Origin of the sequence: Streptosporangium sp. NPDC000239 (genome assembly GCF_040300765.1) — a bacterium.
Taxonomy (GTDB): domain Bacteria; phylum Actinomycetota; class Actinomycetes; order Streptosporangiales; family Streptosporangiaceae; genus Streptosporangium.
In genome coordinates this window covers 275,769-290,278 of record NZ_JBEPEI010000009.1, presented here as the reverse complement: position 1 = coordinate 290,278, position 14,510 = coordinate 275,769, and the positions used below count along the sequence as shown (strand labels likewise).

At 72.5% G+C, this 14,510-nt stretch carries 6 protein-coding genes; 5 read left to right on the top strand and 1 reads right to left on the bottom strand.

What is annotated here, in order from left to right; genetic code table 11:
• The 5 genes from ABT340_RS23615 to ABT340_RS23595 all read left to right on the top strand — a co-directional run.
• On the top strand, positions 1–475 hold a 475-nt coding region (locus ABT340_RS23615; RefSeq protein ID WP_352012969.1), incomplete at its 5' end, for a phosphopantetheine-binding protein.
• A gap of 1 nt (position 476) precedes the next feature.
• Complete coding sequence (locus tag ABT340_RS23610) at positions 477–4,880, top strand: non-ribosomal peptide synthetase (protein ID WP_352012968.1); 4,404 nt, start codon at positions 477–479, stop codon at positions 4,878–4,880.
• On the top strand, positions 4,877–5,053 hold the full coding sequence (locus ABT340_RS23605) for an MbtH family protein (protein WP_352012967.1): 177 nt from the start codon (positions 4,877–4,879) through the stop codon (positions 5,051–5,053). Before ABT340_RS23610 ends, ABT340_RS23605 begins: the two co-directional genes overlap by 4 nt.
• 4 nt (positions 5,054–5,057) lie before the next feature.
• Complete coding sequence (locus ABT340_RS23600; RefSeq protein WP_352012966.1) at positions 5,058–6,953, top strand: AMP-binding protein; 1,896 nt, start codon at positions 5,058–5,060, stop codon at positions 6,951–6,953.
• Complete coding sequence (locus tag ABT340_RS23595; protein ID WP_352012965.1) at positions 6,950–12,724, top strand: aminotransferase class III-fold pyridoxal phosphate-dependent enzyme; 5,775 nt, start codon at positions 6,950–6,952, stop codon at positions 12,722–12,724. Before ABT340_RS23600 ends, ABT340_RS23595 begins: the two co-directional genes overlap by 4 nt.
• Positions 12,725–12,728: 4 nt before the next feature.
• Here the strand turns inward: ABT340_RS23595 and ABT340_RS23590 are convergent, their stop codons facing one another.
• Positions 12,729–14,510: a hypothetical protein gene (locus ABT340_RS23590; protein ID WP_352012964.1), complete on the bottom strand. Its 1,782-nt coding sequence runs from the start codon at positions 14,508–14,510 to the stop codon at positions 12,729–12,731.

The following is a 14,510-nucleotide window of genomic DNA, read 5'->3' as shown; positions in this document are numbered from 1 at the left end:
CACCTACCTGCCCCTGACCCACCTGCCCACCACCCACAACGGCAAGACCGACCGCAACGCCCTGCCCCCACCCCACACCCTCACCCCCCTACCGAACGACCGGGCAGCCGCGGAGAAGTCCGCAGCGGAGCCCGCCGGCGAGGCCGACCCGGTGCGCCGTACCCTCGCCGGCATCTGGGGCCGGGTGCTCGGCCTGGCGTCCGTGGGCGCCGAGGACGACGTGTTCGAGCTGGGGGCGCACTCGTTCGCGATCGCCAAGGTGAAGGCGCGGGTCGCGGTGGCACTGCGGATCGACCTGCCGCCCCGGGTGTTCTTCACCGCCAGGACCGTCGCGGAACAGGCCGCGGTGCTGCTGGAGAAGGCGTCCTCGCCGGAGGCCGTACTGCGCCGGGCGGAGGCCGTCGCCGCGCTGCCGGAGATGAGTGACCACGAGTGGGCGGCGGCCGTGGCCGGCCTCACGGACGGGGAGGACTGACATGACGACCGTCGAACACGGCTGGCAGCCGCTCAGGCCGGGGAACCTGGAGACGGCCCCGCTCACGTACGGCCAGCGTGCCCTGTGGCTGCTCGACCGGCTGACCCCGGGCACCGCGTTGCACAACATCCCCTGGGTGCTGCGGCTCGAAGGGCCGGTCGACGCCGACCTGCTCGCGGAGTGCCTCGGGACGATCGTCGGGCGGCACGACATCCTGCGCAGCGCGTTCCTCGCCTCGGTGTCGGAGCCGTACCAGGTGGTCAGGCAGGAGACGGCGTTCGCGCTGACGGTGACCGAGTGCGCGCCGGAGGCCGTCGACGACCTGGTCCTCGACGAGGCGCGCAGGCCGTTCGACCTGGAGCGTGACCTGCCGGTCCGGGCGCGGCTGCTGCGCTGGGCCGAGGACGGGTGCGTCCTGGTGGTCGTCTTCCACCACATCGCCTGTGACGGGCTCTCGCTGCCGGTCTTCGAACACGAACTGGCCGTGCTGTACACCGCGCGGGCCGAGGGCCGTATGCCCCGGCTGCCCGCGCCGCCGATCCAGTACGCCGACTACGCGGCGTGGCAGCGGGAGCAGGACCCGCGTGAGGACCTCGACTACTGGCAGCGGCGCCTGGCGGGCGCGCCGGAACGGGTGACGCTGCACACCGACCGGCCCCGTCCCCCGGTGCGGTTGACGGAGGGGGCGACCCACCTGTTCGACCTGCCGCCCGAGGTGACCGAACGGGTGCGCGTGCTGGCCATGGACGAGGAGGTCACCCCGTTCGTCGTGCTGTTCACCGCGTTCGCGGTGTTGCTGCACCGCTACACCGGTCAGGACGACCTGGTCATCGGCTCCCCGGTCGCGGGCAGGGACCGGATCGAGATCGAGGACCTGATCGGCTACTTCGTCACCGTGCTGCCGCTGCGCACCAGGATCGACGGCGGGGAGAGCTTCCACGAGCTGCTGGCCGCGGTCGGCCGCGACGTCATGGAGGACCTCGACCACCACCGGGCGCCGCTCGACATGGTCGTCGACCGGCCGCTGATGAACGTCGCCTTCGGCGCGCACGGCGCGCAGGACACCGGGCCGATGCGGCTCGGCGAGGTGAGCGGAACCCCGCGTGTCATGACCACCGGCACCGCCAAGTTCGACCTGCTGCTGTCCGTCTTCGACGACGGGCGCCGCATGCGGGGCGAGGTCGAGTACGCCACGGGCCTGTTCGACGCCGCCACGGTCGAACGGCTGGCCGGGCACTGGCTGACCCTGTTGAGCGCCGCCGTCGAGGCGCCGGGGACCTCGGTCTCCGAGCTGCCCCTGACCTCCGGTGCCGGGCACGGCGTCGCCGTACCGGTGAGCCGTGAGCCCCGGGCCTGCCTGCACGAGCGTTTCGAGGCGGTCACCGCCCTGCACCGGGAGCGGATCGCGACCGACGTCACCTACGAGGAGCTCAACGCCAGGGCCAACCGGCTGGCCCGTCACCTGCGGGCCCGTGGCGTACGGCCGGGCGACCGGGTCGCCCTGCTGCTCGAACGCACTCCCCGCCAGGTCGAGGCCGTGCTCGCGGTGCTGAAGGCGGGCGCCGCCTACCTGCCGATCGCCCCGGAGACCCCGGCGGAACGGGTGGCGTTCCTGCTTGAGGACGCGGGCGCCAAGGTGGTCGTCGCCGACCGGGCGGGGGAGGGCGTCACCGTCGGGCTCGACGAGGAGGCGGAGGCCATCGCCGACCACCCGTCGGACAACCTCGGCCTGGCCGTCCCCGTCGGGACGACCGCGTACATCATCTACACCTCGGGCTCGACCGGCCGTCCGAAGGGGGTGGCCGTCACCCACGCGAACGTGGCGGAGCTGTTCGACGCGACCGAGGAGCGTTTCACCCCCGGCCCGGGGGACGTCTGGACGCTGTTCCACTCCTACACCTTCGACTTCTCCGTGTGGGAGATGTGGGGTGCCCTGCTGTACGGCGGGCGCCTGGTGGTCGTGCCGAAGGAGGTCGCCAGGTCACCGGAGGACTTCGCCGGCCTCCTGCAGCGGGAGCGGGTCACCTGCCTCAGCCAGACGCCCTCCGCGTTCGGCCAGCTCGTCGGCCTCTTCGAGGAGGCGCCGAGGGTCCTCGACGACCTCAGGCTGATCGTCTTCGGCGGTGAGGCGCTGCAGCCGCACCACGTGCGCCGGTGGTTCGCCACCGGGGCGGGGCCGAACGCCCGGTTGTGCAACATGTACGGCATCACCGAGACGACGGTCCACGTCACGGCCTACGACATCACCCCGGAGACGCCCTTCGACCGCAGCGTGATCGGGCGGCCCCTGCCCCACCTGTCGGCCGAGATCGTCGACCGGCACGGCCGGGCCGTACCGGACGGGGTGCCTGGGGAGTTGTACGTCGGCGGGTACGGGGTGACCGGTGTCTACGTGGGCCGTCCCGGGCTGACCGCCTCACGTTTCGTGCCCGACCCGGCGAGGCCGGGGGCGCGGCGTTACCGCAGCGGTGACCTGGTCCGCAGGCTGCCCGGCGGGGACCTGGAGTATCTCGGCAGGATCGACGACCAGGTCAAGATCCGTGGTTTCCGCATCGAACCGGGTGAGATCCAGCGGGTCCTCGACGGGCACGACGCGGTGCGTTCCTGCGTGGTCGTGGTCAGGGAGGGGCGGCTGCTGGCCTACGTCGTGCCCCGCGACGGGTGGCCGGGGGCGTCCGAGCTGCGCGCCTATCTGGCGGCCAGGCTGCCGGACTACATGGTGCCGTCGGCGGTCGTGCCGCTTGAGGGCATTCCACTGACCCCGAACGGCAAGGTGGACCAGCGGGCGCTGCCCGACCCGGGACGCGGGGAGCGGCCCTACGACCCGCCGAACGGCCCCGCGGAGCAGGCGTTGGCCGACGCCCTGGCCGAGGTGCTGAAGCTGGACCGGGTCGGCAGGGACGACAACTTCTTCGAGCTGGGCGGCGACTCGGTGCGCAGCGTGCAGGTCGCCGGACGGCTCAGGCGGTCGGGCTACGCGCTGCCGCTCGACGTGCTGTTCGCCCACCCCACGGTCCACGAGGCGGCGGCCCTGATGACGCCGGCCGAGGACGGGCCGCCTCCCGAGCCGTTCTCGCTGCTCGGCGAGGCCGACCGGCGGCGGGTCGAGGCGCTCGACGACGTCGTGGACGCCTACCCGATGACCTCCATGCAGCTGGCGATGGTCTACCACATGGAGCTCGAACCCGAGCGGCGGCCGTACCACAACGTCAACAGCTACCGGGTGGCGACGCCGCTGGACGAGGAGGCGCTCGCCAGGGTCCTGACCGAGGCCGTGGCGCGGCACCCGGTGCTGCGCACCTCCCTCGACCTGGCCTCCTTCAGCGAGCCCATGCAGCTCGTCCACCGTGCCGCGCCGTCGCCGCTGGTCGTCGAGGACCTCCAGGGGGCCGACCAGCAGGCGGCGATCACCGCGCTCGTCGAACGGGAGTGGGCGACCCCGTTCGACCTGCGTACGGCCCCGCTGTTCCGGGTGACGGCCCAGCGGCTGTCCCCGACGGCCTTCCAGCTCACACTCACCGAGCACCACGCGATCCTGGACGGCTGGAGCTTCACCTCACTGGTCGCCGAGATCCTCAAGCGGCACACCCTGCTGCGCGACCACCCCGAGACGCCGCCCGCGGCACCGCCGAAGTCGCGTTTCAGCAGGTTCATCGCCCTGGAACGGGCCGCGGCGGGTTCGGCGGAGTCGGTCGCGTTCTGGAAGGAACGCCTGTCGGGGGTGGACGGCACCCTGTTCACCGGTCTCGGTCAGACGGCGACCGTGGCGCACAGCATCGACCGCGAGGTGAACGGCGAGCTGTTCCGGGCGATGTCCCAGCTGGCCGTGACGGCGGGCACCAGCAGGAAGAGCGTCGCCCTGACCGCCCACCTGGTCGCCCTCGGCCGGGTGTCGGGCCGCACGGAGGTCGTCACCGGCCTCGGCGTCAACGGCAGGGTCGAGGAGGAGGCGGGCACCGAGGCGCTCGGCCTGTTCCTCAACACGGTCCCCTTCTCCGTCAGTCTCGACGGCGGGACCTGGATCGACCTGGTACGGCGGGTGCACCGGGAGGAGACAGCGATCATGCCTCACCGGCGGGTGCCGTTCGCGACGCTCGCCCGTCACATGCGCGACTGGAATCTGGACGCCAACTTCGGATTCAACCGGTTCCACGCGCTCGCCGGGGTCCGGATCGACGACGAACGCATCGGGTGCGCGCCGACGATGCGGTACGAACCCAACCACTTCACGCTCAGCATCGGGTTCGTGCAGGACCCGTCCACGGACCGGGCCCTGCTCATCGCCGACTATCCGGCCTCGAAACTGCCGCACACGGTCGCCGCGGACTACGCGGACTCCTTCCTGCGGGCCGTGCACGCCATGACCTCCCAGCCGTACTCCAACTACCGCGAGGAGCTCCAATGACCCACGTCGTCGTGGTCAACGACGAAGACCAATACTCGATATGGCCCGCGGAACGGACGCTCCCCCCGGGGTGGGCCGACGCCGGCCATCGGGGGTCCGAGGACGAGTGCCTGGCCCACATCGAGAAGGTGTGGACCGACATGCGCCCGCGCAGCCTGCGTGAACGGATCTGAGCCCGTGCAGCTCATCGAGGACGCCCTCGCGCACCAGGCGCGCTTACGGCCGGACCGGCTGGCCGTCACCCATCTTGACTTCGAGGCCGGGCACACGCCCAGGCAGCTGGAGGTGACCTTCGGCGAGCTCCACGCCAGAGCCACCGAGTTCGCCACCAGGTTGAGCGCGGTCGTCGCCCCCGGGCAGCACGTCATGCTGCTGCACAACGCGGGCGTCGACTTCGTCGTGGAGTTCTTCGGCTGTCTGATGGCCGGGGCGGTTCCCGTCCCCGCGCCCGAACCGCAGATCCCCTACCACCGGGCCGCCGAACGCCTCACCAGGATCGTCGAGGACGCCGGGATCACCGCGGCGGCGGCCGCCCGTCAGGTGGCCGTGGCCGACGTGGTCGCGCTGAGCCCGCGCCTGTCGGAGGTGACGTGGCTCAGTCACGCCGCACCGGGCGAGCCGGGACCCGCGCGTGAGCGTACGGCCCGGCGGGACGACGTCGCCTACCTGCAGTACACCTCGGGCTCGACCGGTTCGCCGCGCGGCATCGAGATCACGCACGGCAACGTGCTCGACGAGGTCGACTACTTCGGTGCCGCGCTCGGCCTCGACTCCGAGTCGGTGCTGGTGACCTGGGTGCCGGTCTTCCACGACCTCGGCCTCGTGCTGGGCACCCTGGTCCCACTGCTGCGGGGTGCCCGCATCGTGACGCTGTCGCCGCAGGCCTTCGTGCGTGACCCGGAGCGCTGGCTGCGGGCGATCTCCGACTTCGGAGGCACCCACGCCGCCGCCCCCGACTTCGCCTACGACCTGTGCCTGCGCAGGATTCCCGAGGCCAGGCGGGCCGGGTTGCGGCTGGACACCTGGCGGGTGGCGATCAACGGCGCCGAGCCGGTGCGGGCCGAGACCGTCGACCGTTTCGCCGAGGCCTTCGCCCCGTACGGCTTCGACCCCGCCGCGATGCGCCCCTCGTACGGCCTGGCCGAGTGCACGCTCGCGGTGACGACTCCCCCGTTGCACGAGATGCCGGGCCGGGTCGTCGCCGACCGGGACGCGCTCGCCGAGAGCGTCGTCAAACTGTCGCCGACCGGGCGGACGCTCCTGTCCTGCGGACGCCCGATCCCCGGCATCAACGTCTCGATCGTCTCCCCGACGACCCGCGAGCAGCTGCCGGAGGACGCCGTCGGCGAGATCCGGGTGACCGGGTGGGGCGTGGCGCGGGGCTTCCACGGGGACCCGGCCAAGATGACCGAGCTTTACACCGGTGACCTGGGCTTCTTCCACGAGGGTGAGCTGTACGTCACCGGCAGGCTCAAGGACGTCATCATCGTCCGGGGCCAGAACTACCACCCGGTGGACCTGGAGCAGGTGGCCGAGCGGGCCGATCCGCAGATCCGTCCCGGCTGCCTGGCGGCCTTCCAGGACGGTGACTCGGTCGGCATGGTCTGCGAGGTTCGCGGCAACCAGTCCGAGGAGGCGCTCGCGGCGACGGCGACCACGATCCAGCGGGCGATCTCCGAGACGTTCCAGCTCAAGCTCGACGTGATCGCCCTGGTCCAGCCGGGCAGCGTGCCGAAGACGTCGAGTGGCAAGGTCCGCAGGAACGAGTGCGGTCGCAGGCTCGCCGCCGGTGAGCTGCGGGTTCGTCACCGCGCGGAGCGGACCGTGGTCTCGGCGCGGGTCAGCGCCGCCGCGGCCAAGCCGATGCTCAGGTTCCTGCTGGGCAGGGTGGTCGGCGTCCCGGTCACCCAGCTCGACGACCACGTTCCCTTCGCCGACTACGGTCTCGACTCCAAGGGTGCCCACGAGCTGGCCGGGGAGCTGGAGCGTCTGCTCGGCACGCCGGTCCCCTCGTCGATGGTCTTCGACTACCCGACCATCTCCGACCTGGCCAAAGCACTGGAATCAGAGTGAAGGAGATCGCCGTCGTCGCGATGGCCTGCCGCTTCCCCGGCGGTGTCACCTCGCCCGAGGAGCTGTGGCGGCTCCTGGTCGACGGGGTGGACGCCGTCGGGGAGGTGCCGCACAGCCGGTGGTCCGTCGAGAGGCTGTACTCGGCGGACCCGGCGGAGGCCGGGAAGATCAGCAGCCGGTGGGCGGGCTGCGTCGACGGGATCGAGGAGTTCGACGCCGCCTTCTTCGGTCTCTCCCCCGCCGAGGCCGAGCAGATGGACCCCCAGCAACGGTTGTTGCTTGAGGTCGCCTACGAGGCGATGGAACGTGCCGGGCTGCCGCCGACCCACGACCTGGTCCGTGACTGCGGGGTCTTCGTCGGCATCAGCGGCAGCGAGTACGGCCGTGCCCTGGGCGGTGACCTGTCGGCCATCGGGCCGTACTTCAGCACCGGTCAGGCCCTGTCCATCGCGGCCAACCGCATCTCCTACGCCTGGGACATGCACGGGCCGAGTGTCGCGGTCGACACCGCCTGTTCCTCGGGGCTGGTGGCGGTGGACATGGCGGTGCAGAGCCTGCGGCGCGGTTCCTGCCCGGTGGCGCTGGCCGGGGCGGTCAATCTCGTGCTGGCGCCGGAGAACTGGGTGTCGCTGTCCAGGTTCGGGATGATGGCCTCGGACGGACGGTGCCGTTCCTTCGGCGCTGACGGCGACGGTTTCGTGCGTTCCGACGGCTGTGCCCTGCTGCTGCTCAAGCCGCTCGACGCGGCCGTGCGCGACGGTGACGAGATCCTGGCCGTCATCCGGGGTTCCGCGGTCAACCAGGACGGCCGGAGCAACGGCCTGACCGCGCCCAACGGTCCCGCCCAGGAGGCGGTGATCCGGGCCGCGCTCGCCGACGCGGACCTGCCCGCCGAGGCGGTCTCCTACGTCGAGGCGCACGGTTCGGGCACCGCGCTGGGTGACCCGATCGAGATGGGCGCGCTGACCCGCACGTACGGCAGGCGGAAGGCGGGCCTGTGTCACGTCGGCTCGGTGAAGTCCAACATCGGGCACGCCGAGGCGGCGGCCGGGATCGCGGGGCTGGTCAAGCTGGTCCTGTGCCTGCGCAACGGCCACCTGCCCGCCTCGCTGCACTCGACCCCGCCCAACCCCAGGCTCAGGCTTGAGGGCACCAGGATGCGGGTGGTCACCGAACCGCTCGCCTGGACCGGCGAGGGACCGCTGGTCGGGGCGGTCAGCTCGTTCGGCTTCGGCGGCACCAACGCGCACGTCGTCGTCTCCGCCGCCCCCACCCGTACGGCCCGCGCCCCCGAACCACCGGACACCGCCCGCGGGACCGAACTCGAAGCCAGGGCCGAAACCGAAACCGAGGCCGGAATCGAGCCCGAAGCCGGAACCGAGGCCGGGGGCGGAACCGAGGCCGGGGGCGGGCCGCTGGTGCTGCCGCTCTCCGCGCGCAGTGCGAAGGCCCTGCGGGTCCTGGCCGGGCGTTACGCCGACTTCGTCGCGGCGCGCGAGGAGGTCTCCCTCACCGACCTGTGCCACAGCGCGGCCGTACGGCGGGCACACCACCGGCACCGGGCCGCCCTGGTCGTGGCGGACGGCGCCGAGGGCAGGGCGCGGCTCCTGGACGAGCTGCGGGACCTGCCGAGGACCTCCGACGACGGGCCGCCCTGGCGGGACCCGGTGCTGGTCTTCTCCGGTCAGGGCGCCCAGTACCCGGGCATGGCCCGTCACCTGATGGACCGGGCCCCCTTCGCCGAGGTCGTGGCGCGTTGCGAGCCGGTCTTCCGCGCCGAGCTGGACGTCTCCGTGCGGGAGCTGCTCACCGGGCAGGAGGCGCTGCCGCCGTACACCGACGTGGCGCAGGCGACGCTGTTCACCTTCCAGGCCGGGCTGTACGAGCTGTGGCGTTCCCTGGGGATCGTCCCGGCGGCCGTCGTCGGGCACAGCGCGGGAGAGACGGCCGCGGCCTACGCGGCGGGGCTGCTGGACCTGGAGTCGGCGGCCCGGCTGACGGCCGCGCGCGGGGCCGCGATGCGGCTGGCCCACGGGAGCGGTCACGTGGTCGCCGTGGGCGGTCCGGTGGCCGACGCGGCGCCGTACCTCGGGGACGAGGTCGTGGTCGCCGCCCACAACGGCCCCGGCGCCTTCGTGGTCTCCGGCCCCGGGCCCGCCCTGACCACCGCGACCGAGGCGCTGAGGAAGGCCGGGTTCACCTGCACGCCGCTGCCCGGCGAGTACGCCTTCCACAGCCCGCTGATGCGGCCCGCCGCCGAGGCGATGCGGCGGGCGCGGGTCGCGCCGACGGCTCCCGGTGGGACCGCGTTGTTCTGCTCGACCTCGCTGGGCGCGATCGTGAACGGCGTGCGGCTCGACGCCGACTACTGGGCGGAGGGCATCACCGGGCCCGTCCGCTTCCAGGAGGCGGTCGAGGCGCTGGTCGAGATGGGGTTCGGCGCCTTCCTTGAGATCGGCCCGAAGCCGACCCTCGCGTCGGGGATCGTCAGGACCGCGCGGCGCAACGGCGGCACCGCCCGTGTCGTGCAGGCGCACCGCGACGGCGGCACCGTCCCCACGCTCGTCGATCTCTATCTAGCGGGGGCCGAACTGGACTGGACGGCCGTCTCCCCCGGCGGCGCGTTCCTGCCCGGCCTCCCCACCTATCCCTGGCAGCGGACCCGTCACTGGGCGCTCACCGAGAACTCGAAGGAAAGCGGCATGAGGGACGACGTCGTCACCACGATCAGGACGCTGCTCGCCGGACACCTCAAGCTGAGTCCCGCCGAGCTCTCCGACCACGCCAGGTTCCTGGACCTGGGCGCAGACAGCCTGGTTCTGCTGAAGGTCGTCTCGCAGATCAACGAGCGGTACGGGACCGCCTTCCAGCCGACGATGCTGTTCGACGAGCACCCGACCGTGCGGGCGCTGGCCTCCGCCGTCGAGGCGCAGGCCGCGCCGGTGACCACGACAGTCGCGGTCACCACGGCGACGACCCAGACGGTGGTCCCGGTCTCGCACCTGCCCCAGAACACGATGCAGAACACGGCCCAGAACCTGGTGTACGGCCTGGCGCAGAACACGACGCCGGGGCCGGTCGACGCGACCGTCGCCCATGTCGTCGCCGAGCAGCTCGCCCTCATGCGGGAGCAGTTGCGGGCGCTCGCCCCCGGTGGGGCCCCCGCGCCTTCCGTTCTCCCCGCCCCCGCCCCCGTGGCCGACGGCGTCGCCCCGCAACTTCCGCAGGCCCCCGAGCCTCCCGTGGCGAGGCCCGCCGCCGCTCCGCCGGTCACGGCCCCCGCGTCCCGTCCCGCCGGCAGGCTCACCGACGACCAGCAGCGTTACGTGGACGAGCTGGCCTCGCGGATGGACGCGCGGGACGCGGCGTCGAAGAAGCTGGCGGGCGCCTACCGGCCTCGTCTGGCCGAGAGCCGCCCGTGGGCGAACTTCAGGCCCGAGGTGAAGGAGCTGCTCGTCCCCATCGTGGCCGACCGGGTCCAGGGCGCCAGGATCTGGGACGAGTCGGGCAACCCCTACACGGACTACTGCATGGGGTTCGGCGTCCAGCTCTTCGGCCACACCCCCGAGTTCGTCTCCGAGGCCGTACGACGTCAGCTCGACCGGGCCTTCTCCCTCGGCTACCAGCTACGGCAGAGCTACGAGCTGGCCGAGCAGTTCTGCCGGATCACCGGCCACGACCGGGTGACGTTCTGCAACACCGGCTCCGAGGCCGTGATGGGCGCGATCCGGCTGGCCAGGCTCGCCACCGGCCGTCACAAGATCGCCTACTTCGAGAAGTCCTACCACGGGCTGGTGGACGCGGTCCTGGCCCGGGGCGGCCTTGAGCCCGGCCAGTCCATGCCGATCGCCCCCGGCCTGTCCCCCGGCGCGATCGGCGAGGCGGTCGTGCTTCCGTACGGCGAGGCCGAATCGCTGGCCCACCTGCGGAGTGTGGCCGGTGAGCTGGCCGCGATCGTCGTCGAGCCCGTGCAGAACCGCAACCCGTCCGTGCAGCCCGCGGAGTTCCTGGCCGAGCTGCGGCGTTTCACCGCCGAGAACGGCATCGTGCTGATCTTCGACGAGATGATCACCGGGTTCCGGATCGGCATCCGGGGCGCGGCCGGATACTTCGGCATCACGCCCGACATGGCGACCTACGGCAAGATCCTCGGTGGCGGCCTGCCGATCGCGGCCATCGCGGGCCGCGCCGACCTGATGGACGGCATGGACGGCGGCAGCTGGGGCTACGGCGACGACAGCGCGCCGACGGCGGCGACGACCCTGTTCGGCGGGACCTTCCAGAAGCATCCGCTGGCGGTCAGCGCGGCCCGTGCCGTACTCGACCATCTGGAGAGCCGGGGACCGGCGCTCTACGAGGATCTGAACGGCCGGGCCAAGCGGATCACCGACGCGCTCTCCGAGATCATCCGGGCCGAGGAGCTGCCGTACACCATCGCCTCGTTCGGCTCGCTGTGGCGGTTCGAGTACCGGGGCGCGTCCAACTTCTACCAGCCGTTGCAGCTGGAGATGCTGTACCAGAGCCTGCTGTCCGACGGGCTCTACGTCTGGGAGGGCCGGACGTTCTTCCTGTCGACCGCCCACGACGACCGGGACGCCGACGAGCTGGTCGAGGCGGTCCAGCGGGGGGTGCACCGGCTGCGTTCCGCCGGTTTCCTGCCCGCGAGGAAGCCCCTCGAATGGCCCGCGACCCCGCAGCAGCGGCGGCTGGCACGCCTCCAGAACGAGCACGGCCCCGAGTGGAGCGCCTACCACGAGACCGTGCTGCTGCACCTGCGCGGCGACCTCGACAGGGACGCCCTGGTCGCGGCGGTCAGGGCGGTCTGGCGCCGTCACCCGGCGCTGCGGGCCGTACTCTCCGGGGACGGGACGCTGCTGCGGTGTGACCCTGAGGCCACGCTCGACGTGCCCCTCCTTGAGGGCACGGCGGTGGAGGTGATCCGGGAGCTGACCGACAGGCCGTTCCCGCTGGACCGGGGGCCGCTGTTCCGCGCCGCGCTGCTCGACCGCGGTCCCGGCCTGCACACGCTCGTGCTGTGCGCGCACCACGTCGTCATGGACGGGGTGTCCGCCGCGCTCCTGCTGTCCGACCTCACCGAGGCCTACGCCCAGGCGAAGAAGGGCCTTCCGCTGACCCCGGTCGTCACGTCCGTCCCCGCCCGCACGGGGGACGCGGGGCCGGTCGGGGCCGTGGCGCCGGTCGCCGAGGAGGACTTCGCCCCGGCGGCCCGGCACACCTCCCGCCTGCCCCAGGGGCTGTGGGCGGCGGTCGCCGAACGCGCCAGGAGCCTGGGGTGCACGCCGTTCACGCTCGCCTTCTGCGCGTTCGGCCACGCGCTGCACGAGGTGACCGGCAGGGCCGAGCTGTCCGTCGGCGTCCACGTGGACCGCAGGACGACCGAACGGGAGCACGCCTTCGCCGGGCACTTCCTCGACGTGGTGGCCGTCCCCAGCACCGCGGCCGGTTCCTTCGAGGACTACCGCGCCGGGCTCCAGGGACGGCTCGGCGCCCTGCTGGGCGCGCCCGGCGACCAGGGGACACCGGTCGAGGTCGTCTTCGACCTCAACCCGGCGGTGCCCGAGCTGTCGTGGCCCGGCCTCGACGTCGAGATCGAGGCGCCGAAGGCGGGACACGCCAAGTACGGGCTGTTCTTCGACGTCATCCCGGTCGCCGACGAGGGCCTGGTCGAGGTGACCTACCGGGCCCCGTTCGACCGCGACCTGGTCGAACGGCTGCACGCCCGCTGGACGGCCCTGCTGTCCGAGGCGTGACCCGTCAGGACCGTCCCGAGCGGCGGGCGGTGTTCCTCCGCCGCTCGGACGGGTCCCGTCCCGGCTCACCGAGTTCCCGCATGACGTCGTCGAGGAGCTCACGGGGGATCCCCTGTCCGAGCAGCGTCAGGAACACCTCCCTCATGAGGAGGGGGCGGACGTCCCACGCGCACGTGAGGGCCAGCGCGGCGAGCAACGGCGCCGGAGGAAGCCCGACGGAGAGCACCTCCCGCAGTGCCTCCTCTCCGGGTTCCTGGCCGTAGGCGGCGGTCAGCAGGTCGCGGTGCCGCCGGATCTGGCCTTCCTGGTCGCCCGGGTGGAGTCGCTGGACCACCTCGACGAGCTGCCCGCGTCGCCGCAGCGCGGCGCGGACGGCCGCCCGCCCGGTCTCGTCGGTGCCCCGCCGTACCAGCTCGTCGCAGGCGGTCCTGGCGGCCGGCGGATCGACGGGTTCCCTGGCCGCCGCGTCGGCCAGGTCGTCCGGCGACAGCGAGGCGAGGAGCGCGGCGCGTTCGGCCGCGCCGAGGTAGCGGGTGAGCCGTACCGTGACGGCCGGCTCGGCGGCCGTCATCCGGCGCAGGGCGGCCACCAGCGGCGGTGGGATCCGGCGTCCCGCGTCACGGACGATCCGGTCGAGGCCGTCGACGGTGAGCCGGGGCCCGTAGGCCAGGCTCAGCAGCGCGTCGTAGAGGCGTTCCTGGATCGTCTGGTCCAGCGTGGGGTCCGGCACCAGCAGTCTGCGGCTGCCGATGATCTGCCGGTGGCGTTCCTGTTCGCCTCCCTCACGCGCCCGCGCCGCCAGGATGTTGAGCTGGACCAGGTGTTGCGGGAGCATGTCGAGCCTCCCCTGCCCGAGGGCGTCGGCGCACGAGGTCAGCACCTCGTCTCCCCCGGTCGCCAACCACTCCTCAAAATCCGATATATCGGATATGTCAGGCAACTCGAAGAGGAGGCCGAGTTCACCGAGCACCGGCAGGACCGTGGCGAGGTTCTCCGCGCTCATGGACCTCGGCCGGGTGTCCCGGGCGAACCGCGCCGTCAGCTCCACGAGCCGGTCGCCGCCCAGGAGCGCGTTGTGGTAGACACGCGCGACGTCCTGATCCTTGGGGATCTCCGCCCCGCGCCCCCAGGAGACCGGATGCGCCCCCGCGGGGGCGTGCCTGGCGAACGACAGCCTGATCCGGTGCCGCGAGGCGCTGTCCGTCCAGGTCGAGGCGGTCATCTTCGCCCTGAAGCCGTACGGCAGCAGCGCCGTCACCGCGTCGAAGAACAGCAGGCGGTCGAGCAGCGGCACGTCCTCCCCGTTCACGACGCAGACCGGCTGCCCGGTCAGCAGCAGCGCCGCCGCGCCCACCACGGTCTCGTCGGCGGCCCGCGCGGTCACCTGCGGGTCCAGCGTCGGCACGTCCACCAGGAGCGGCCCCGTGACGGGCAGCGCGCGTTCGGCGAACGCCCGGTAGAGCCCCTCGAAGGACACCGGCCCCTCGGCGGCCCGCTCGTAGGGCACGCAGAAGTACCGGGTGATCGCGATGTCCCTGCCGAGCCCGTCCCGCTCGTCGGACCACTCCTGTACGGCCAGCCCCAGGTGCGCGCTGTCCCTGCCGCCGAACCAGCTCATCGTCACCTGGGGCAGCTCGGTGGAGGTGCCCGGCGCGTAGCGGGTGATGATCTTGCTGAAGTCGCCGCCGCCCACCTTCCCGTCGCTGCAGGCGAGCACCTTCTCCCCGTCCCGCGTCCTCGGTTCCTTGCCCCACAGCGCCCACTCGGCGGTCAGTCGTATGGTCAA

Coding starts and splice junctions, on each gene's coding strand:
- ABT340_RS23610 (WP_352012968.1), top strand. CDS start 477: ATGACGACCGTCGAACACGGCTGGCAGCCGCTCAGGCCGGGGAACCTG.
- ABT340_RS23605 (WP_352012967.1), top strand. CDS start 4,877: ATGACCCACGTCGTCGTGGTCAACGACGAAGACCAATACTCGATATGG.